The 20,643-nt window shown below is 53.5% G+C and carries 19 protein-coding genes; 5 read left to right on the forward strand and 14 right to left on the reverse strand.

From position 1 onward, the window contains the following. Positions 1–158 precede the first annotated feature (158 nt). From EL645_RS27045 to EL645_RS27055, 3 genes are all read right to left on the reverse strand, one after another. Positions 159–1,106, reverse strand: a complete 948-nt coding sequence (locus EL645_RS27045; protein WP_126554452.1) for an NADP-dependent oxidoreductase — start codon at positions 1,104–1,106, stop codon at positions 159–161. Between the two features lie 161 nt (positions 1,107–1,267). Next, a complete protein-coding gene (locus EL645_RS27050) occupies positions 1,268–3,202 on the reverse strand; it encodes a beta-alanine-activating enzyme beta-propeller domain-containing protein (RefSeq protein WP_126554454.1) in 1,935 nt (644 codons plus the stop codon). A gap of 394 nt (positions 3,203–3,596) precedes the next feature. Continuing rightward, positions 3,597–4,166 (reverse strand): DNA polymerase ligase N-terminal domain-containing protein, encoded by a 570-nt coding sequence (locus tag EL645_RS27055; RefSeq protein ID WP_126554456.1) that lies wholly within the window; start codon positions 4,164–4,166, stop codon positions 3,597–3,599. A gap of 121 nt (positions 4,167–4,287) precedes the next feature. On the opposite strand from EL645_RS27055, the gene EL645_RS27060 reads away from it, so the two are divergent. Next, positions 4,288–4,851 (forward strand): GNAT family N-acetyltransferase, encoded by a 564-nt coding sequence (locus EL645_RS27060; protein ID WP_126554458.1) that lies wholly within the window; start codon positions 4,288–4,290, stop codon positions 4,849–4,851. A gap of 113 nt (positions 4,852–4,964) precedes the next feature. On the opposite strand, the gene EL645_RS45825 is transcribed toward EL645_RS27060, so the two are convergent. Further along, on the reverse strand, positions 4,965–5,162 hold the full coding sequence (locus EL645_RS45825) for an IS3 family transposase (RefSeq protein ID WP_126554460.1): 198 nt from the start codon (positions 5,160–5,162) through the stop codon (positions 4,965–4,967). Positions 5,163–5,290: 128 nt separating this feature from the next. Next, positions 5,291–5,524 (reverse strand): metallothionein, encoded by a 234-nt coding sequence (locus EL645_RS27070; RefSeq protein ID WP_126554462.1) that lies wholly within the window; start codon positions 5,522–5,524, stop codon positions 5,291–5,293. 394 nt (positions 5,525–5,918) lie between these two features. Between EL645_RS27070 and EL645_RS27075 the strand changes: the two genes are divergently transcribed. From EL645_RS27075 to EL645_RS27090, 4 genes are all read left to right on the forward strand, one after another. Next, positions 5,919–6,368, forward strand: coding sequence for a MarR family winged helix-turn-helix transcriptional regulator (locus EL645_RS27075; RefSeq protein ID WP_126554464.1), 450 nt, complete (start codon positions 5,919–5,921; stop codon positions 6,366–6,368). A gap of 102 nt (positions 6,369–6,470) precedes the next feature. After that, on the forward strand, positions 6,471–8,378 hold the full coding sequence (locus tag EL645_RS27080) for an ABC transporter ATP-binding protein (RefSeq protein WP_126554466.1): 1,908 nt from the start codon (positions 6,471–6,473) through the stop codon (positions 8,376–8,378). A gap of 682 nt (positions 8,379–9,060) precedes the next feature. Continuing rightward, positions 9,061–9,858, forward strand: a complete 798-nt coding sequence (locus EL645_RS27085; RefSeq protein WP_218032083.1) for an SDR family oxidoreductase — start codon at positions 9,061–9,063, stop codon at positions 9,856–9,858. A gap of 633 nt (positions 9,859–10,491) precedes the next feature. After that, positions 10,492–10,902: a tautomerase family protein gene (locus EL645_RS27090; protein WP_161977745.1), complete on the forward strand. Its 411-nt coding sequence runs from the start codon at positions 10,492–10,494 to the stop codon at positions 10,900–10,902. A 237-nt stretch (positions 10,903–11,139) separates the two neighbouring features. On the opposite strand, the gene EL645_RS27095 is transcribed toward EL645_RS27090, so the two are convergent. The 9 genes from EL645_RS27095 to EL645_RS27140 form a co-directional block, all read right to left on the reverse strand. Then, positions 11,140–13,674: an excinuclease ABC subunit UvrA gene (locus tag EL645_RS27095; protein WP_126554472.1), complete on the reverse strand. Its 2,535-nt coding sequence runs from the start codon at positions 13,672–13,674 to the stop codon at positions 11,140–11,142. A 379-nt stretch (positions 13,675–14,053) separates the two neighbouring features. Then, positions 14,054–14,290 carry a non-oxidative hydroxyarylic acid decarboxylases subunit D gene (locus EL645_RS27100; RefSeq protein ID WP_126554474.1) on the reverse strand — a complete coding sequence of 79 codons (237 nt, stop codon included), beginning with the start codon at positions 14,288–14,290 and terminating at the stop codon, positions 14,054–14,056. Further along, positions 14,290–15,732: a non-oxidative hydroxyarylic acid decarboxylases subunit C gene (locus EL645_RS27105; RefSeq protein WP_126554476.1), complete on the reverse strand. Its 1,443-nt coding sequence runs from the start codon at positions 15,730–15,732 to the stop codon at positions 14,290–14,292. Before EL645_RS27105 ends, EL645_RS27100 begins: the two co-directional genes overlap by 1 nt. 10 nt (positions 15,733–15,742) lie before the next feature. Then, on the reverse strand, positions 15,743–16,363 hold the full coding sequence (locus EL645_RS27110) for a UbiX family flavin prenyltransferase (protein ID WP_126554478.1): 621 nt from the start codon (positions 16,361–16,363) through the stop codon (positions 15,743–15,745). Positions 16,364–16,481: 118 nt separating this feature from the next. Continuing rightward, a complete protein-coding gene (locus tag EL645_RS27115) occupies positions 16,482–16,853 on the reverse strand; it encodes a VOC family protein (RefSeq protein ID WP_126554480.1) in 372 nt (123 codons plus the stop codon). Positions 16,854–16,971: 118 nt separating this feature from the next. Next, positions 16,972–17,346: a VOC family protein gene (locus tag EL645_RS27120; RefSeq protein ID WP_126554483.1), complete on the reverse strand. Its 375-nt coding sequence runs from the start codon at positions 17,344–17,346 to the stop codon at positions 16,972–16,974. A gap of 718 nt (positions 17,347–18,064) precedes the next feature. Then, a complete protein-coding gene (locus EL645_RS27130) occupies positions 18,065–18,625 on the reverse strand; it encodes a type 1 glutamine amidotransferase domain-containing protein (protein WP_126554487.1) in 561 nt (186 codons plus the stop codon). A 35-nt stretch (positions 18,626–18,660) separates the two neighbouring features. After that, a complete protein-coding gene (locus EL645_RS27135; protein ID WP_126554489.1) occupies positions 18,661–19,509 on the reverse strand; it encodes an aldo/keto reductase in 849 nt (282 codons plus the stop codon). Positions 19,510–19,912: 403 nt separating this feature from the next. Next, positions 19,913–20,506 carry an Hsp20/alpha crystallin family protein gene (locus EL645_RS27140; RefSeq protein ID WP_126554491.1) on the reverse strand — a complete coding sequence of 198 codons (594 nt, stop codon included), beginning with the start codon at positions 20,504–20,506 and terminating at the stop codon, positions 19,913–19,915. Positions 20,507–20,643: the final 137 nt, after the last annotated feature.

Raw genomic sequence — 20,643 nt, forward strand, 5'->3', positions numbered from 1 at the left:
TGTATCTGATAAATTGCCCATCATCAGCTTGAAAAGCGCGTCGAGGCGATTTTTAAGCCAAACCTCTCGCTCATAAAATGGCGCGACATCACATGATCATGCACCTCTGCTTCTTATTGATCTCCGACAGATTTGTGTCGGAGATCCTTCGGAGATCCTCAGGAACGGAATTCTAGCACCAGGCGTCCCCGTACGCCACCGGCCTCGAAGCGGCGATGCGCCTCCGGGGCCTGCTCGGCAGGCAACACATCGGCCACGCGCAGTGTCAGCGTGTGATCCTCGACCTGGCGCACCAGCTTTTCGAGCGCCGCGGTATTGGTCGCGGCACTCATCACCATGATCCTGTGGATCGTGATATTGCGCTCGCTCGGACCCTCCCAGCCGCGGATCACTGCCAGTCCACCGCCATCGGCGATCGCGGGTAGCGCGCGTCCGTTGAGCACGGCGCCGTCGGCCAGGCCGGGCACACCCTCAGGAACCATTGAACGCACAAGTGACGCGAATGTATCGCCGCGTTCAAGCACGTAGTCCGCGCCCAGTGAGCGCACCAGTTGCTCGTCAGACGGCGCGGTGTCCGCGATCACCTTCAGACCATCAGCCTTGCCCAACTGAATAACGTAGCCGCCGAAGGCACCCGCCGCCCCCGTAACCGCCAGCAGTTGTCCCGGCTGCAGCGCCAGTGCATCGAGCGCCAGGCGCGCGGTCATCGCGTTCATCAGCAGCGTCGAGGCAGCCGGGAAGTCTACGCCGGCTGGTGCGTGCACGACCGAGGCGGCGGGCACAACGACTTGCTCGGCGTACGCACCTCCATGCGGCCCGCTCGGTACTATCAGCGCCACCACGCGATCACCGATCTTCAGACGACCATCGGCGCCGGGACCCAACTCATCGATTACGCCCGCTGCATCCATGCCGGGAATATAAGGTCCCGGGCGTCCTTCCAGTCGCGTCGCCTGTAGACCCGCGCGGAACGCCGTATCGGTCGGATTCACCGCCGCGGCATACACGCGAATACGCACCTCGCCATTCCCCGCATGTGGCTCTGGCAACTCCACCACCTGCAGTGCCTCGGGTCCACCGAATGATGTTACTCCTACTGCTTTCATATATCTATTTACCTCTTTCGTCAGTGTGTGTAGCATACGTTTATGACACGTAAAAGGCATGCATAAAAATGCACAAAGCGCCTGGCCAGCCCAGAAGGGCTGGCCCATATTCCTTAAGTTCGCGCCTATGGGGGCAAGCCCGGCACCTACGATGACCTTGTCTATACTGGTGTGACTGGCCTTTTTTCTTCTGAGGAGATGTATAGCTGGTTGAATGCGTACAGGTTGTGATCATTGGAGCCGACATAGACCAGTCCATTGACCACGGTTGGTGAGGAGACAATGTTATCTCCTGTGGTATACTTCCAGAGCTTCTCGCCGGTCCGGCTATTCAACGCATAGAGCGAGTGATCATGGGAACCAATGTAGATAACGCCTTCCGCTACTGCTGGCGACGAATTTATAATCCCGCCAGTGGCATAGCGCCAGTGCTCGTTACCCGTGCGGGCATCAAGGGCGTACAGATGATGGTCATGGGAACCAACATAGACGATGCCCTCCGCCACAGTCGGTGTCGAGTCGATCATATCTCCGGCCTGGTAGCTCCACAGTTTCTGGCCCGTATTGGCATCCAGGGCATAGAGGCTATGATCATGCGAACCAACATAGAGGACGCCATTGACGATCGTGGCTGAGGATTGGATGCCATCTCCGGTCTCGTAGAGCCAGCGTACAGCCCCATCGAGAACTGCTAGCGCGTAGAGCGAGTGATCATGGGAACCGACATAGACGGTATCTCCAGCCACCGCTGGCGAGGCGTGGATATGACCTCCGGTAGTAAAGTTCCAGAATTTCTCCCCGGTATACACGTCAAATGCATAGATTCGCTGGTCCTCTGAGCCAACGAAGACCATCCCACGAGCTACCGTTGGCGAAGAGAGGATAGCCCCGTGCGTGGCATAACTCCACAGTTTTCCGCCTGTGCTGGCTGAAAGCGCATAGAGCTTACGATCCATCGAACCAACATAGATTATCTCTTCGAAGACGGCGGGCGATGAGTGGACGAAGCTCCCGGTGAGGTAGTCCCATATTTCTTCTCCGGTGAGCGCATCCAGGGCATAGACGTGATGATCATATGAACCAACATAGACCACCTGATCCGCTGCAAGTGGCGAGGATTGCACCTTCCCACGTGTTGTATAGATCCACAGCATGTCGCTGGCGAACGCGTAAACGCTTTTATCCTCCGAGCTAACATAGAGCATGCCCCTGGTAATAGTTGGCGCGGAGACAAGCGCGCCACCAGTGCAATAGCTCCAGAGCTTCTTGCCCGTTGAGGCGTCCAGAGCGTATAGCGTATGGTCATGCGAGCCGATGTAGACCACGTCTTCGACTACCAGTGGTGGTGCATCAATGGCGCCACTGGAGCTGAAGTGCCAGCGTTCGCGCCCTGTGCGGGTATCCAGGGCGTGTAGGGTGCCGCTATGTGAACCAATATAAACGGTGCCATTGGCAACAACCGGTGAAGAAAGTATGATATCCTCAGTTTGATAGCTCCATAACTTCTTGCCTGTGTCGGCTTCAAGCGCATAGAGCATGTGATCATGTGAACCAATGTAGACGACGCCATCAGCAATAGCTGGCGAGGCGCTAATTTTGTCCTTCGTGTTATAGCGCCAGGACGTGGCACCTGTTAAGGCATCAATAGCATAGAGCGTGTGGTCCCATGAGCCGATATACACAACCCCTTCGGCAACGACTGGCGCGGACTTGATCTCTCCACCAGTGCGATAGCTCCAGAGCAGATCTCCCGTGTCGGCAAAGACGTAGAGCGCATGATCGGTCGAGCCAACATATACTGTGTCAGCAGCGAATGCGGGGGAGGCTTCGATCGCGTCGCCCGTCGAGTAGCTCCACAAAAGGGCTCCTGTTTCGGCTTCAAGCGCGTAGAGCGCGTGATCAGTCGAGCCAATATACACGGTGTCATCAGTTACAGTTGGTGCCGCGACGATGTCGTTCTGCGTCGCGAAGTTCCAGCGCGGCTTCCCGGTTCGGGCGTCCAGCGCGTACACGTTATGATCCCGTGAGCCGACATACGCGAGCGCACCGACTACTACTGGCGCGGACTCGATCGCCCCCCGGTTGTATACGTCCATATTCTCTTCAAACGAGATACATTTGCGGCATAGATGATTGTGCTGTGATGAGTATGCTGCACCATCCCAACCTCCTTTGAAAGGTATAATCTTCAGGAGCGAGAGACGACCTGCCCCGGATATAGGATTACTGCAAAGCACGCAACAAAAGAAGGAAATGTTTCAGATATTCATTGCATGGTGTTTGATTACTTTGTGGATGGCAAACTCAAAGAAAGCCGGCTTTTGATGAACACCATGAGGCTCATGGCGACAGCCTGGTGCTGTCCCACCAGCAGGACAGACCAGTTAATCACCTCTATAGCCCTTCTGGCATGGAGGCAAAGAACTCGGTTATGAGCAACGGCCGAGTTCTTTGTCGTTGTGAGACGAGAGGTTGGCTTGAGAAGAGAGTTTACGCTTCTCCCAGTCGTTTTCCTGTGATGACTGATCGATCTTGCTGGAGGATGTCGGCCTCAGAGGCGTATTGATCCCGTTTCTTGATTAGTAGCCAGCTCTTTTCGCCCATGCGTTTTTGTCTGATGAGCGCGAATTCCCCTTGCAATTTTTCCCCGAACAGCAGAAAACGGAGATTCCCCTGGTCAAGTTGCTTTCTTACCTGCTCCTGCATGGCATCTCTGGTCTGGCCTGCCAATGGTCGGTATGTGCCCTGATCCCAGATGATGACTTCTCCCGCGCCATATCCACCCTCCGCGATCATCCCTTCGAAGGTGCGATACTCGAAGGGATGATCTCCTACCATGATGGCCAGGCGCTTCTCATTCGGATTGAGTGAGGGGCCCTTCGGCACAGCCCAGCTTTTCAAGACGCCATCGAGTTCCAGCCGAAAATCGTAATGAAGATGGGATGCCTGGTGCTTCTGTACCACAAAGACAAGGTCGTCTGGCTTTTTCCCCACCGTTCCCCCCGATTCCGACCCTTCAGGGGCATGGCTCCTTTGTTCATGAAATGCGTCGAGGTTCATAGCGTTCCTCCATCGCACATAGACCTTCTTTCAACGAATAATTATCAAATGAATCAAAAAGAATAGTATATAATATTCGCATGCTTACATCGAAAATACACTTGAGGAGAGTATAATCATCATGGGCTTAAATATCCACCTGCACACCTTTCCGACCTTAGAAACAGAACGCCTGATCTTACGGCAACTCGCAGCAACGGATGCGCAGGATTCCTTCCTCTTTCTGTCCGATGAAGAGAATATACGCTACTACGATCCAGCTCCGATGACACGGCTCGAACAGGCGGAAAAGAGTATTGAACGTCATCGAAGGCGTTTTGCTCAACATGAAGCACTACGCTGGGGCATCATATTGAAGGGAGAGAACAGGGTCATCGGCAACGGTGGATATTCATGGGATGCCGATAATCGACTTGCAGTCCTGAGCTATATTCTCTCAAAACACTATTGGAATAAAGGGATCATGACAGAGGCCCTGACCGCGATTATTCAGTTTGGCTTCGAACACATTCACTTGCATCGCATTGAAGCTCAGGTTGCGTATCCCAATCTCGCTTCCGCACGCCTGCTCGAAAAGCTCGGCTTTCAGGAAGAAGGACGCCTCCGCGATCGTCAATATGTCAACAACCAGTTCGTTGACGAAAGAATATTTGCGCTCATCAATACCAACAACGTGGACGAATAAATTTTCCCTTGCTAGCCTGGACAATGAACCAAAATTGACCTTGCCCCGGTTTGGTAGAGTGTTCAGCTGTGAAAGCTGAACTGTTGAAAACCATCAAAATGTTGATAGGAGTGCTAAGAGTTCCTTGGAATGTCTTTTTGTGCGTGCTCCTCAGAGTCAATTGGACTCAGATAGCCAAACGATGAGTGACGACGGACCCGATTGTAAAAGGCCTCCAGGTACGCAAAAAGCGTAGATCGTGCTACTGCTCGGCTGGGAAAGGTCACACGATAGACACATTCTTCCTTCACGGTCCCGAAGAAGCTTTCCATGAGGGCGTGTCATAACAATTGGCTTTTCGGCTCATGCTTACCCGGATGCCAACTTGCCTCAAGAGAGCGCGATAGCCCTGGCTGGTAAACTCACTCCCACGACCAGAACGTATCAAGGACTCTTCTAATCACTTTCGATCCCGTACTCCCTGCACTCCTTCTTTCATCGCACAATTCGCACAGCAATAGAAGACGCCATCCGCTTCTACACCATGCCCAATAATCCGGCAACCACAGTGGTGACAGGGAGGTGCCAGAGTGGTAATCGCACATTCAAAGCTGTCGAAGATATGCCTCTTCCCGCCCATAACCACCTCAAAGATTTTGTCGTATTCATTGCCACATAATTCGCATTGTGCCATACATCATCCTCCTTTTATAGAAATCGAGGGGAGGTCTCATTTAGAATCCCTCTTTCACTATACACAAGGGACCGAAACACGTTTTTCTGTCGGCACTGGCGCTCTTCAACTGGTAGCGTTGCAAAAAATTTTAAGCTCATCAAAATTATGCGTACTTGAAAATCGGATTAGAGCAAAACGCGGCATCCTGGCGATGCGCCGCAGCATTGCCAGCTAAGAGATATGCACACATACACAGAGGCGTTGCATGGACGCCTCTGTGTATAATGTGACTTCATCACGCCATTGACCAGCTTCATTCTTCCTGCTATACTTACATTAATCGTTGACTAAGTTAGCTAATGAATAGTGTAGACACAAATCTATCAGTCGTTACTCGGAGGGAGCATGCTTTATGCATGAGAATCAGTCACCCAGGCAGGAGGGGGAAACACCAGCTGAGGAGGTGCAGATCGCGTTGATCGCTGCGGCCCTCGATCGCTGGTACGCGGATATGGGACGACAATTTGGTCCGCTCTCACGACCACAGCGACGTATGCTGCGCCTGCTGAGTACGGATACGCCTGTGCGCGTCGGCGACCTGGGAGAACAGCTCGGCCTGACAACGGCGGGTACGACACGCATGCTCGACAAACTTGAGGGACTGGGCTACGCGCTGCGTTCGCGCAGCGAACAGCATGATCAACGCCAGGTCTACGTGACGCTGACGCCACAGGGCGCATCAGCCCTGCAGGAGGCGGACCAGGTGTTCCTGGCACGCATGCACACATATCTGCGACGTCTTAGCGCTGAGGAGCGGGGCACACTCGCTGATCTGCTACAAATACTCGGCACACAATCATAACCTCGCCTTATCACGATGCAGGGAAGGGAACGCCGCCGCTCCCATACCATACTGCTTCAAGGAGAGAAGACGCTTCACCAATCGATCAAGGAGATACAAAGTATGGGAATGTCTGGTGGCAGCCGTTTCGGCGGGATGGGTGGAGGGATGGCGACGCTCTGGAATCAGCAACGTTCGTTGCGCTATCTCAGAGATGGCAAGCCTGATATCAAACACACGTTGGGACTCGTCTGGCAGGCATTGCGCGTCTATAGCTGGCAGCTCGCGCTGGGGACGCTGGTGATGATCCTGGGGGTTGGAGTAGGGTTGATCCCGCCATTGTTGATTCGCACGCTGATCGATACAGCGATCCCACACCACGAGTACCGCCTGGTCTTTTTGCTTGGCGGGGGACTGGTGCTCTTCCCTGTAGGGAGCGCGCTGCTGGGGCTGGGACAAAACTACCTGAGCATTGTGATCGCGCAGGGGATGATTGCCGATCTGCGCCGGCGCCTCTACCGGCATGTGCAGGCGCAGGGGCTGGAGTTCTTTACCTGGACGCGGGCCGGTGAGATCCATACGCGTTTTCTCAATGACGCGGGTGGTCTACAAAATGTGCTGACACAATCCTTTCTGGGGACCGTTGCCAATGTGTTCACGCTGATCGGGACCCTGGTGGTGATGGCGTGCATCAACTGGCAGCTGGCCTTGATTACAGCAGTGGTGCTGCCGGCATTCGCCTTCCCGATCCTGCACTTTGGGCAGCGGCGCTACGCGGCGATGGAACGAGCTCAGGCCGCGCTCGGCGACCTCTCGGTGGTGCTGGAAGAGACGCTGAGCCTTTCTGGCGCAATAGTGGTCAAGAGCTTTGGCACCGAAGAACGCGAGGCGAGCCGTTTTGAGGCGGTGAACACGCGGGCACGCCAGGAGCAGGTCAAGCAGCTGGCCATCGGACAGTGGCTCTCGGTGGTTGTACAGGGACTGGCCGCGCTCGGACCTGCTCTGCTCTACACCTATGGCGCGTACCTGGTGATTACGCATCAGGTCGCGCTGGGGACCATTGTGGCCTTTGCCGCATACATGGCGCAGCTCTACGCGCCGGCCTCTTCATTGGTGGGTGCCAATGCAACGCTCCTGGGTGGCCTGGCACTCTTCGACCGCGTCTTCCAGTATCTTGAGATACCAGCCAGTATTCCGGAACCGGACATCCCTTGTCCTCTGCCGGCCGAACCGAGCGAGGGTATTGCCTTCGAGCATGTGAACTTTCGCTATCCTGGCAAGGCCCAGGCCCAGGAGGTGCTGCACGATGTCTCATTCGTCGCGCCCCCTGGCCAGCTCACCGCGCTGGTAGGACCCAGCGGCGCCGGGAAATCAACACTGCTGTCGCTTGCCGCGCGCTTTTACGATCCCACCAGTGGACACGTTCTGCTGGACGGCATTCCGCTCACCGACGTAGCGCAGCGCGATCTGCGCCAGCACCTGGCGGTGGTCACACAGGAACTGTTTCTCTTCCATGCCAGTCTGCGCGAAAATATCTGCTATGGGGTTTCGGATGCCTTGGACGAGGCAGTAGCGCGGGTTGTAGAGGCGGCACAACTACAGGACCTGATCAATCGCCTGCCCGAGGGGCTGGAGACGATCGTTGGCGAACGGGGATACCGGCTCTCGGGTGGCGAAAAGCAGCGCGTCGCCATCGCGCGCGCACTGCTGTGCCAGGCTCCGTACCTGCTGCTGGATGAAGCCACCAGCTCGCTCGATTCCCAGGCGGAACGACGCATCCAGGCCGCCCTAGAGAAACTCGTCGAGGGTCGCACTGTCATCGCGATCGCGCATCGACTCTCGACGATCCAGCGCGCCGACCAGATCCTGGTCGTGCAGCAAGGACGCATCGTCGAGCGGGGCACACATGCCTCCCTGCTGCAGCAATCGGGAGTCTACCAGCAGTTGTACACGGCTCAGTTCGCTTCCACACAGACATCGTCCGCAGAGGAGATGCCACAGAACGATCAACATGTACAGCAAACGGTGTAAACCAGGTACCTGGACCGCATAGTGTGCACGTGTGCGATAGCGATACTCATGAACAACGGAGCCCCTAAGTATGCAGAAGCTCTCCTTCATCTACGCCCAGGAAGGTGAACGAGTCCACTACGATGCCTCATCGGCCTGGGAGAGGAGTGGAGCCATAGCGGACAGCATCCTCACACACAGCAAGGCGGGCAGGTCCAGCACATTGACCGAGCCTGCTCACCTTGTTCCCCTCCCACTTTCCGTTCATAGTTTCATCTCATCTATCGATCAAATAACTCCACAAGGGGGCAGACACAGTCAATTCCATGTGTATTTGGTTTGATATTTTCTTCGCTTTTTGAGCGCTCCTTCTCCTGCGTCAACCTGCCTCCGTCCTCCCCCACGCGCTTTTTCTCCTCCTCCCTACTTCTCCCCAGGTCACCACGAAAAAAGTGATCATTTAATTTTCGCATTTACAGATCTATAGCATAGCAAGCATACTACGAAAGATTACAAAGAAACTGGCTAATCACAAACATCAGATTAGTCGCAACATTCTCCATAAGAGAATCGTGTTACTTGGAGTCCACCGCGTCTGAAATCTTCCCATTCCTGCATATACCGGAAACTGCACTATGCAGGAAAAATCGCGGGTGGGCGTCTGTGCAAACAGACGAGAATAGCTATCACTTTTGGAGGATACATGCAAAATACACAACAGCCAAGAACCGATCTGCAAGGAAAAGTCGCGATTGTCACAGGCGCAAGTAGCGGTATTGGTGAAGCTATCGCCGAGGAATTGGTAAAACGTAATGCATATGTCGCACTCACAGCACGACGCGAGGATCGCTTGCAAGAACTTGAACAACGACTGAGAGGCATTGGCAATGCTGAAATACTCACCGTACCTGGCGATGTGAGTAAACCAGAGGACGTACAGCAGCTGGTGAATCAAACGGTACAGCGCTGGGGAAAACTCGATATAGTCGTTGCAAATGCTGGCTTTGGCTACCGTGCACATATTGTCGATGGTGATATCCAACGCTGGAAGAATCTGCTCAATACCAACGTCTACGGCTTGCTCCTGACATTAAAGTATGGTGTACAAAAATTGTTGGAGAACGGTAGCGGCCATGTCATTGTCACATCATCTATTGCTGGTCGCCAGGTGACAGCGGGAGGAGCAGTCTATAGTGGCAGTAAATTCGCGGTCAACGCCATCGCCGAGGCACTTCGCCAGGAGGTCGGACAGCAAGGTGTGCGTGTCACCACGGTCGAACCAGGAGCAGTCGTTACCGAGTTCGCCGAGGTCGCAGGCTATTCATCTGAGGTCATCGAGGCTATCAAACAAATGGAGCCGCTACAAGCCAGTGATATTGCACGTGTCATCATTCAGGCGCTTGAGCAGCCAGCACATGTCGATATCGCGGAGTTGACCGTCTATCCTACAAAGCAAACGGGGCAGGGTGTCTTCGCCAACACGGATAAACGTCAGCAGTAATATGATGCTTTGACGTGATCAAGGTCTTTTTTCGGTACAGGTAACTTGTCGCTGAAGCGGCATTGAAGCATACGTAGGTCCCCCTATTCCTACGGGTGGCGCAACGAGATTACCGATATCAGAAACTGATCGTCTGAACGAGCCTGTTCGCTCGTTCAGACGATCAGTTTTCCTTTTTTCCGAAGACGAAAGATACAGATCTCGGGTCATACACAGCTTTGCTGAAACAGCGTTCACTTGCTTTTCATTGATAGAGATAAAATGAGAAACTCTTCGCGGAATAGAAGCCCACAACGTTTTCACGAGGAGTTGATGATGGAAGGGACTACGCTTCTCACTCTTTCAAAGAGATTGCGTATCACACGATGCCTCCAGGAGGAAAATGTGTTCGTCATCGAAGTGCTTTCAGAACAGAGATCGGCCTGCTGCCCACTTTGTACCCAAGAGTCAGATTGTAAATGTGGGTAAGAATCAGCAATAGATGTGGGGCGTCGCAATTGGCGTTGGTTTCGTCAATTTCGCCCATACGACCCGTAACTTTGTGATTCGCCAAAGCGTGTTTTGGCAATGGAACGCCGTAAAGTTTTTCGGATAGGCACATTCTTGACGAGTTACCATATGAAGGAGGCTATCATGCCACTCTATACATGTATAACGCAGGAAGGAACCCTCTCCACTGAACAGCGGGCCTTTATCGCCACAGAGATCACTCGTATCCATACAACATACACCGGGGCTCCCGCGAGCTTTGTGCGGGTCATTTTCGAGACCGTAGCGCCCGAGAGTATCTTTGCAAGCGGCAGGCCTGCCGTCAACGCCTTTATACTAGGCATCATTCGGGCGGGCCGCAGCACAGAAGTCAGGGCACAGTTGCAAAACGATCTTTGGACCATGTACAAAAACGTCACTGGTCTGACGGACGAGCAACTCTTCTTAGCGGTTATAGAGGTTCCCGCGAGCAACGCAATGGAACTGGGTGCGATCTTGCCTGAGCCAGGGCACGAAGCCGATTGGTTCACCAGCCACGGCCTGACCAATCAGTAAGTGTGAGCTTTACTCCCTTTGGGCGAGATCGTGTTTTTCACAAAGGAAGAGGTCGGATCCGGAGCAGGAGTCCGCGAACAAATATCATGCGCGTGCCGTGCACTGGTGGTGCCAATCTTTGCTTTGTAACACACGTTCCCACCGGTGATAATGTCATGACTGGATGCCAGGCAAAGCGCAAGCTGACAACATCAGTTCTTGATGCGTTATGGCGGGTTGAGGTGCAAGCCTACGATGTCAATTTCCTATAAACGCCGCCAGGTAGGGTGCTGTCTTACTTTCTTTTATAGTTGCCACCTTGCTCGGCGGGCCTGCCGCTACGATTTTCCCTCCCTCGTCTCCCGCGCCCGGACCGATGTCTATGACCCAATCGCTACTGGCCACCATACGCATATCTTGCTCGACCACGATCACAGTATTTCCGGCATCCACAAGGCTGTTGAGCTGTATCATCAGTTTATCTACATCTGCGGGATGCAGGCCGGTCGTAGGCTCATCCAATATGTACAGTGTATATCCCTTTCCCGCACGCTGCAACTCCGTCGCGAGCTTGATACGTTGCGCCTCGCCGCCAGAGAGCTCTGGCGCTGGTTGCCCCAGGCGCAGGTATCCCACCCCGACTTCACGCAATACATCCAGGGAACGCTGTAAAGGTGGCTCCTCCTGAAAAAAGGCCTTTGCTTCATCCACCGTCATCGCCAGCACATCTGCTATGTTTTTATCGCGATAGACGATCTCCAGCGTTTTCGCATTATAGCGCGCACCGTGGCAGGTAGGACACGGCGCATACACACTTGGGAGGAAAAGGAGTTCTATCATTACTGAACCCTCTCCCTGGCAGGTTGCGCAACGCCCCTTCGGCACGTTAAAGGAGAAGCGCCCCGCGTCATAACGACGTGCCTTTGCCATCTTCGTAGCTGCAAACAGCTGACGCACGTGGTCAAATAAGCCGGTATACGTGGCAAGATTAGAGCGGGGCGTGCGGCCAATCGGTTTCTGGTCCACCACGACCAATCGTTTGATGTTTTCCATTCCTGCTGTAATCTTACCGCTTTCGTTCACTGGTTCCGGCCGCCTCAGTTCTTCACCCTCTTCTGGCGCAGGCGCTTCGTAACCCAGGCGTGCTGATAGCAGGTCCACCACAGCCTGGCTCACCAGACTGGACTTTCCCGATCCTGAGACACCCGTGACGGTGACGAACACCCCCAATGGAAAGGCAACGTCAAGTTGATTGAGGTTATTGCGTGCGATGCCCTCCAGAATGAACCATCCGTGGGGTTTGCGCGGTTCGCGATATGGCATCCTCTCTTCGCAAAAAAGATAGCGGCGCGTGCTGGACGCGGAGACCTTTGAAAGGCCGGGAAGTTCGCCGCTATAGAGCACCTGACCCCCCTGGTCCCCTGGGCCAGGTCCGACATCGATCACCCATTCTGCATGGCGAATCACATCAAGATCATGTTCTACAATAAACAGGGAATTGCCTGCGGCTTTGAGTTTATCCAGCGCTCTTAGCAGTGCGGCGGTATCGGCTGGATGCAGTCCCGCGGAAGGCTCATCCAGTACATAGACAACACCAAATAAATTGGAGTAGATCTGCGTGGCCAGGCGCAACCGTTGTAGCTCGCCAGGGGAAAGCGTTGGTGAACTCCGCTCCATCAGCAGATATCCTAAGCCAAGGTCCAGTAATAGTGACAGGCGCGCATATAGATTCTGCGCAATCTGCTGCGCAACCGCGACACGCTCAGGATGGGACTCTATCTCCTTCTTCTTAAACGCCTTCCCAGTGGCATACCGCTCCATTACGGCTGCCAGTTGCTTCAGTGGCAGTCGGGCCATTTCAGCGATATCCCGCCCGTCAAATTTGACAGCCAGTGCTTCTTTTCTCAGCCGCTTCCCATGGCATTCAGGGCATATTCTACTGATCATGTAGCGCGCGACTCTTTTTTTCATCGACGCACTCTCTGTATTCGCAAATGTGTGCATCACATGCCTTTTTGCACTGGTGAACGTACCCTGATAACTCGGTTCCATCCTCCGTCTGTGGGCTTCTCTGACCTCTTCGGGCGTAAAGCCCGCATAGACAGGTACCACTGGTTGCTCATCCGTAAACAATATCCAGTCACGTTCTGCCTTTGGTAATTCGCGCCACGGCTTATCTACATCGTGACCCAGCGACACCAGGATGTCGCGAAGATTTTGTCCCTGCCAGGCGGTTGGCCATGCCGCCACTGCCCGTTCGCGAATAGTGAGGGAATCGTCCGGAACCATGGAACGTTCTGTGACATCGTATATTCTGCCTAATCCATGGCAAACAGGGCATGCCCCCATGGGTGTGTTGGGGGAAAAGTATTCCGAGTCCATAAACTTCACGTCAGGTGGATAGTCCCCTGTACGTGAATAGAGCATGCGCAACAAATTTGACAACGTCGTCACACTTCCTACCGTAGAACGTGTGGTAGGCAGCCCTCGTTGCTGCTGCAGCGCCACCGCCGGGGGAAGTCCTTCAATTTCATCTACTTTAGGCACGGGCATCTGGTGAAATAAACGCCGCGCATAAGGAGAGACGGATTCAAGATAACGGCGCTCTGCTTCAGCATACAAAGTCCCAAATGCCAGAGAGGTTTTCCCTGAGCCGGATACACCTGTAAATACCACCAGGGTATCACGGGGAATGATAAGGTTCACATTCTTCAGATTGTGCTCACGTGCGCCGCGTACACACACAAAGCGTGTATCTTTGGCCACGGAGACGTTGGAATTGTGGTTCAGCATGCCTGCTCCTATACATTCACCTATCTGCTATGCTCTGCTATACGGCTCGCATTTCTTATTAGCGTCAAAATGGTGCTGACTGGATGATAACATAGGAGCAAAAAAGGCAGTGGATCTTATCAACGCGCTCAATGAAACTGATCTTCGCGTTACTTGTGCCTGTAGCGATCAAATGTTACCACTAGCTCTACAATTATCGCTTTTGCTGCAATGTGACTCATCATAACGGTAATGTCCTGTGGCAGATAACTGGCTGACGGAGGCTATCTCTCGGCTCCATCACAGGCGACTCTTTTTTCAGGCGCTCATCGCCTGTGATGGATGGCGCACAGGAGCACGCCAGTTATCGCCGCGCCATCACAGAGCTCTGCCTGGCGCTTTACGATTTCTTCTTGCGTGGCACACCAATGGCGGGCGTAATCATCGCCTGTTCAATCATTGCTGGCGTCAATTTAAAATCTTTGTTGTACAGCGCTGGATTGGTAATCTCCTCTGCTTCGGTTGAACGCCAGGTGAACAAACAACGCGGGCAACGATACATAACCCAGACGCCCCTGACGGGCGATTCGGTCAGGACCGAGCCATTGAGATCATCGCAACGGGGACAGGTGGGCATTATGTCTTTCCTCCTTTCTGTTTCTTGACGTCGTTAAGAATCTTCTGGTGCCAATGCGCTGTCGTTGGCGGCGGATCGATCAGCAGCGTTTTCTCCCCACGTATATCGGGTGGCTGTGGGATTGTAGCATCAAGGATCAGTTTATGGCTCATGCCCGGTGGATCAGAACTCGGGTCGAGCGAAATGATGGAAGCCGTTGGCACGACCACCAGGTCCTTGTTCGGCGTGAAGCGCGTGGAGAGCGCCCACATCACCTGTTTCAGGTCGAAGGGATCAATATCATCATCCACGACGATCACAATTTTACAGTAGCCGATGCCATGTGTGGTGGTGATGGTGCGTAAACCGACCGCTTTGGCAAAGCCACCGACGCGACCCGCCGTTCTTGTCGAGACGATGGCGACCAGGCCATTGAGGTAGGTCGCGTTGACCGCCTCGACCTCTGGATAGGCGTCTTTCAGTTGCGTATAGATGGCGACACAGGTATTAATGCCGATCAAGTAATCGATCTCGGTCCAGGGGATACCGATATAGACGTGCTCATAGATTGGATTGGTGCGATGGTAGATCGCGTTGATCTTGATTACCGGCTGACGCCTGATCCCTGAATAGGCACCGGTAAACTCACCAAAGGGTCCTTCTATCTCCCGTTCCCCCTCGAGCATCTCCCCTTCCAGAACGATTTCCGCGCCCCATGGCAGATCCAATCCTGTGCGCTTGCCCTTCACCACTTTGTATGGTTCTCCCTGCATCGCGCCCGCCATCTTATATTCAGACTGGTTGTAGAGCAGGGGCGAGCCTGCAATGGTCGTAATCACCGGTTCATTGCCAATCGTGATGGCAATCGGCAAATTCTCTCCACGTTCTTCTGCTGCGTACAGGTGTGCCGCCGCGTCATGAAACGGCAAGACCTGAATGCCCAGGTGATCCTTGCCCTTGACCTGGATGCGATAGATCCCCACATTTTGCAGATCAAAGTCATCGGGATGATTTGGATCACGCGTCACTGTACAGGCCTTGTCGATATAGCATCCAGCATCATACATATTTAAGCGAAAGAGTGGCAGCGTGTCGTACAGGTTGATGTTACTGGTGATCTCATGTTCGTAGAACGGCGCGTCCTGGACGTATTCCACCTCCATCGGATACGTGTTCCAGCGGCGCACAAACTCGAAAAACTGCTCTTTCACCGCCGTGGTCTTGGGGATATTGAGCATCAAGGCATGATTCGCCCAGGAACCAAGTATATTCATCGCGATTTGCGCGTTGTGATAGCTGCGAATCTTTTTGAAGTGCAGCGCCGGCGCCTGGTCACCCAGGTAATTGACGGCGCGACCCGCTGCCCCCAGATCAGGCTCCAGGTTGACCTCCTCGTCGATGTTGAGAAGCTGCCCCTCGTCCTGCAGGCGTTGCATAAATGCTCGTAAGTCTTTGTAGGCCAAGCTTGTACCTCTACCTTCTCTCCTTGTGCATGGGAAAGCTCTGTTCCCCGTTATTCATTTGCCAGCGTTGAAACAGGTCATGCTCCAGAGGGATGTCAAACAGATCCAGGATGCGGTTAACTGTTTGATTGATAATGTCATCCAGGGTGGTTGGGTGATGATAAAAGGCCGGATCGGGCGGCATGATGATCGCTCCTATTTCGGTGGCCAGTGCCATCATGCGGATATGCCCGAGATGGAGGGGCGTTTCTCGTACGACCAGCACCAAGAGACGGCGATCTTTCAACACGACATCCGCAGCCCGTAACAGGAGATTGTCGGAGTAGGAATAGACGATGCCCGAAAGCGTTTTGATGGAGCAGGGCACGACGACCATGCCGAGCGTTTGGAAGGAGCCGGAAGAGAGCGTTGCCGCGATGTCGCTGATCTTGTATACGCGATCTGCCAGCTCTTCCACCTGTGCGATAGAATACACCGTCTCCAGTAGCACGGTCCGTTTGGCGGCCGCGCTCATGATCAGATGCGTTTCGATCAGGTCGACCGTCTGCAAAACCTCAAGCAGACGTATGCCGTAAATGACCCCGCTCGCTCCTGAAATGCCGACAATCAGTTTTTTCTTCCGCTCACACATACGGTTGTCTCCTCAGTGCATCGCAGCCGCAACTGCGCATCGCGGCAACAAGCAGACATGCGATACCCGAAGCTGATTATCGCTCCTGTGACCGCACGTGTCCTACTTTGACGCACGTTTATTTTTTCTCCTGGTGTATAATCAAACGATTCTGTGCAGGATCGTAGGCATAGAACTCCTTGCCATGGAAGGTGTCAATGACGTTTCCCGGCGTACATCCCACCGAGGTAAAATGTTTGATCGCGGCATCGATATCCGTTACTTCCAGGACAATACTGGCGGTAGAGCGTGTATCGTGCATAAATTCCGGGCGATTATCCGGGCGCGGTTTGAACAGGCCGATACGCAGATCTGGCAGTTGATATTCTACATACACATCCTTGATGTGCCGCGTCGGTTCCTGTTGCAGGATCTTGCTATAGAATTGTTTCATGGTATCGAAATCAATGGCCGCTATAGCGAGACGTCCGTACCTATACAAAGAAGCCACGATGTCTCTCCTTTCTCACGCGCACGCAAAGTGCTGCTTTCCCGGGCTGGATAAGAGTGAACGTTGCTGTTGCCATTGTCTGCTGTCGCCGCAGATAATGGCATCGATACTCCCTTGCTTAGCTCCAGGACTGATGGATAATTAAGCGATTTTGTTCAGGATCATAGGCGTAAATTTCTCGTCCGTGCGCGGCCTCAATAATTGCTCCCGGTGGTGCGTATCCCAGCGACTTTAAGCGATCGATCGCCGCATCCAGGTCATCTACCTCAAGGCAGATGCTCATCGGATTTTTTCCCACTGTGGAGAACTCTTCTTTATGGTCCTCGTGCGGACGAAAAATGCCCAGGCGCAGGTTGCCCAGGTGGAACTCGACGTAACTATGTGGAACGACCTCCACTGGCTCTTGTTGAAATAATTGTCGATAAAATTGCGTCATCTTTTCCAGGTCGAATGCTGATAAGGTGACGAAGCCGCTAACACATTGAAATGCCACTGTTTTCTCCTTGCCCGCCCTTTCCATTTTCGAAAGTGAAATTATTTTTAGTGGTTATCTTCTTTTTATTTATACATCACATATAAACGATGAGCAGCATAAAAATAAATTTCTGTTGCAAGAGGAAGGCTATTATGTAAATTTCTCATCTATATATCGTCGTTTAGATATATATTATATATGTATCACGAAGGCGCGCCAAAAAAGATGCTATGGATGTCTATGCGCATGTGGGGGAGCGTTACAGGCTACGTGCCTGTGTGATTTCACACTGTGGTCTTGACCCGTTATCATCGAGGGGCAAAACAATTTTTGCAGTCGAATGAGCGGGAGGGGAGTCTCTGGGTGGGTATTTGGAAGCGTTGGAACGAGCATTGAGCCAGGCTTTTTATCTGGCAAATAACAAAGAATTATATGTGTTTAATCATATTTTACATGGTGTCCTCAATCCTTTAGAGGGGATAGGGCCAAAAGAGTTACGTATTGCAGGACTACTGCAGAGCTTTGTTCAGGGAGAATTGATCAAAAAGATATGGAAAGGGACCTTCTGGCACGTCATATCTGGCAATTCCACATTTCTCACCACCAAATGGTAGATAACCCTCCCGGTGATGAACCGGGAAGGCATCTTTCACATCATGGAAGCAGGAAGAGAACTGCCCCCTGCTCCTCTTCCGAACTCCTCTCATGCCATGGTTGCGGTGCGATTTGCGTCTCGTTACTGGTGCTGCAGGCTGGTCCGCGCAAACTCCTGAATGATCGCGCGACAAAAGGCGGGCAGATCGTCAGGTTTGCGGCTGGTCACCAGCCCCTTTTCTTGGTGGACCTCCTCGTCCACCCAGGTGCCACCGGCGTTGCGAATATCCGTCCGCAGGCTGGGCCAGGAGGCCACGGTCCGACCAGATACGATGCCCGTTTCTACCAGGGACCACGGGCCATGACAGATCGCGCCAACGGGCTTGTTCGCCGCAAAGAACGCGCGCACAAACTGCATCGCGTCGGAGTTGATGCGCAGCCGATCCGGGTTACACGTCCCTCCAGGCAGGACCAGCGCGTCGTAATCGGAAGCATTGGCCTGCGGAACGGTCGTATCGACCGGGAAGGTATCCGCCGGGTGGATGTCCTGGTTGGTGGCCTGAATCTTCCCAGGTTTGATGGACACCAACTCCGGGTGTCCTCCTGCCTCTTTGATGGCGTTCCAGGGGGTCACCAGTTCTACCTGCTCGACCCCATCGGTGGCCAGAAATGCAATCTTTTTTCCTTGAAGCTCGTTTCCCATATGTTTTCTCCTTCTTCTTAAAGAGAGATCTCCTGTTACAGCATCTCAAGCGGACTCGGCCCAGTCGGCGCGGGAAATGCGAGGTCGAGTTGAGCGAGATCCTGTTCGGTCAGGTGCACATCGAGCGCAGCATGGTTCTCTCGTACGTGCGCCGTGGTCCCTGCTCTGGGAATAGTGTTCAGACCAGAGTGCCGGAGGACCCAGGCGAGTGCTATCTGAGCCGGTGTCACGCCATGCCTGGCCGCCACTTCCCTAAGCACAGGGTGGCCGAGCAGTCTCCCCTGTTCGATGGGCGAATAGGCCATGATTGGGAGGCCTAGTGTGCGGCACCAGGGCAGCAGATCATATTCGATCCCGCGTCGCGTGAGGTTGTAGAGAACCTGGTCAGTGGTGACAGCGGCACCACCAGGAAGGGCCAGCAGTTCCTCCAGATCCAAGATGGCGAAATTGCTCACACCCCACAAGCGGATTTTCCCCATGCGGACGAGTATTTCGAAGGCGTCGAGCGTTTCCTCCAACGGGATCTGCCCACGCCAGTGGAGGAGGTAGAGGTCGAGATGATCTGTCCCGAGGCGGTGCAGGCTGCGCTCACAAGCGGCGATTGTTCCGCGCCGGGTCGCGTTCTGTGGCAAGACCTTGCTCACCAGGAACGCCTCGTCGCGTCGTCCGGCAAGTGCCTCACCGACGAGTTCTTCAGCGGCGCCATCCGCGTACATCTCGGCAGTATCGATCACGGTCATCCCGAGGTTGAGACCGAGGCGCAGCGCCGCGATTTCCTCCTTGCGGCGCCGTGCGTCTTCGGCCATGCCCCACGTCCCCTGCCCGAGTACCGGAATGGTGTCACCAGATGGAAGTCGGACCGTGGGAAGAGCAGTTGGAGCCATCACGAATCTCCTCATGAGCTAATGTGTAGGATGGAGGACCACTTCGGCCCAGCCGGAACTCTATCAACTTTGGTGAAAGCGCAGCCGTAAGGCGAGAACAAGATTTCTGTTTTGTGCTCAAAGGAAACGAGGTTTCTGTCCGATAACTTCATCATTCACCAAAGTTGACGGAGTCCCACTAATTGATTCAGACAACAGTATGAAAAAGTATCTATGAAAAAGTATCGTAGATATCAGCGAACACAGAGATTGCGGCCACAGATACAAAATGATATCGTCTCGAAAGAACCGGGGTTACCCAGGAATCTGGTCTCCATGATTATTAGGGTAACCCCAGGTCTATTAAACCACCTCTATTGGTGGAGCAAAGCTATTCTTGTGACACCCTCTCCCTGAATACACCTTACGTTTGTCCAGATTGCTTGCCTTGATCAATCTGCCCTGCTTGCCCCGTTTGTCCGGATTGCTTGCTTTGATCAAACTGCCCTGCTTGCCCCGTTTGCTCAGACTGTCTACCTTGATCAATCTGCCCTGTCCCCATGGATTTGGCTTGCTGGGAGCTAGCGATGCCGATGCGGCGAGCTTTCGCTTCTTCGCTTGCAGGAATGTCCAGCGTTAAGATGCCGTTCTCATAGGAAACAGCGATTCTATCAGGATCAATTGGGCGGTCAAAAGCGATGCTTCGCTCAAACGCTTCCGTGCGAATTTCTCGTCTCAGCAAATTCCTCCTTCGTTGTCGTTCAGTTTCTTCTTGACTAACCTGTCCACGAATCGTCAAGGTGTTTTGCTGAGCAATGACCTCAAGATCTTCGGCATCAAAGCCTGGAATGGACAAGCGAACTCGATAGCCCTGGCTGGTTTCTTCCACATCCATAGGAGGAAGCATTTGTGGCAAGGTTTCTGGCCATCCGTGACGAACAAGACTTTGCTCAAGCATACTATCCATCGCCTGACGTAGACTTGCCACTTCGCGTAATGGATCTAAACGAGTGAGCATAGGATAGAGCCCTTTCCTTTTTTTCTCAACTTTCCGCACTCCACATTGTATCGTGAGAACGGATGAGATAAGCTCGAACAGCTGAGGATCTCTGACCGATCTTTGAATCCTCACGTTGAGCTTTTTCTCATATTTTT

This window comes from Dictyobacter kobayashii, assembly GCF_003967555.1.
Lineage (GTDB): Bacteria > Chloroflexota > Ktedonobacteria > Ktedonobacterales > Ktedonobacteraceae > Dictyobacter > Dictyobacter kobayashii.

What these genes read in the sequence shown, in the direction of transcription:
- EL645_RS27045 (WP_126554452.1), bottom strand. Translation starts at nt 1,106, where the DNA reads ATGAAAGCAGTAGGAGTAACATCATTCGGTGGACCCGAGGCACTGCAG.
- EL645_RS27050 (WP_126554454.1), bottom strand. Translation starts at nt 3,202, where the DNA reads ATGGACGTATACAACCGGGGGGCGATCGAGTCCGCGCCAGTAGTAGTC.
- EL645_RS27055 (WP_126554456.1), bottom strand. Translation starts at nt 4,166, where the DNA reads ATGAACCTCGACGCATTTCATGAACAAAGGAGCCATGCCCCTGAAGGG.
- EL645_RS27060 (WP_126554458.1), top strand. Translation starts at nt 4,288, where the DNA reads ATGGGCTTAAATATCCACCTGCACACCTTTCCGACCTTAGAAACAGAA.
- EL645_RS45825 (WP_126554460.1), bottom strand. Translation starts at nt 5,162, where the DNA reads ATGGAAAGCTTCTTCGGGACCGTGAAGGAAGAATGTGTCTATCGTGTG.
- EL645_RS27070 (WP_126554462.1), bottom strand. Translation starts at nt 5,524, where the DNA reads ATGGCACAATGCGAATTATGTGGCAATGAATACGACAAAATCTTTGAG.
- EL645_RS27075 (WP_126554464.1), top strand. Translation starts at nt 5,919, where the DNA reads ATGCATGAGAATCAGTCACCCAGGCAGGAGGGGGAAACACCAGCTGAG.
- EL645_RS27080 (WP_126554466.1), top strand. Translation starts at nt 6,471, where the DNA reads ATGGGAATGTCTGGTGGCAGCCGTTTCGGCGGGATGGGTGGAGGGATG.
- EL645_RS27085 (WP_218032083.1), top strand. Translation starts at nt 9,061, where the DNA reads ATGCAAAATACACAACAGCCAAGAACCGATCTGCAAGGAAAAGTCGCG.
- EL645_RS27090 (WP_161977745.1), top strand. Translation starts at nt 10,492, where the DNA reads ATGCCACTCTATACATGTATAACGCAGGAAGGAACCCTCTCCACTGAA.
- EL645_RS27095 (WP_126554472.1), bottom strand. Translation starts at nt 13,674, where the DNA reads ATGCTGAACCACAATTCCAACGTCTCCGTGGCCAAAGATACACGCTTT.
- EL645_RS27100 (WP_126554474.1), bottom strand. Translation starts at nt 14,290, where the DNA reads ATGCCCACCTGTCCCCGTTGCGATGATCTCAATGGCTCGGTCCTGACC.
- EL645_RS27110 (WP_126554478.1), bottom strand. Translation starts at nt 16,363, where the DNA reads ATGTGTGAGCGGAAGAAAAAACTGATTGTCGGCATTTCAGGAGCGAGC.
- EL645_RS27130 (WP_126554487.1), bottom strand. Translation starts at nt 18,625, where the DNA reads ATGGGAAACGAGCTTCAAGGAAAAAAGATTGCATTTCTGGCCACCGAT.
- EL645_RS27135 (WP_126554489.1), bottom strand. Translation starts at nt 19,509, where the DNA reads ATGGCTCCAACTGCTCTTCCCACGGTCCGACTTCCATCTGGTGACACC.
- EL645_RS27140 (WP_126554491.1), bottom strand. Translation starts at nt 20,506, where the DNA reads ATGCTCACTCGTTTAGATCCATTACGCGAAGTGGCAAGTCTACGTCAG.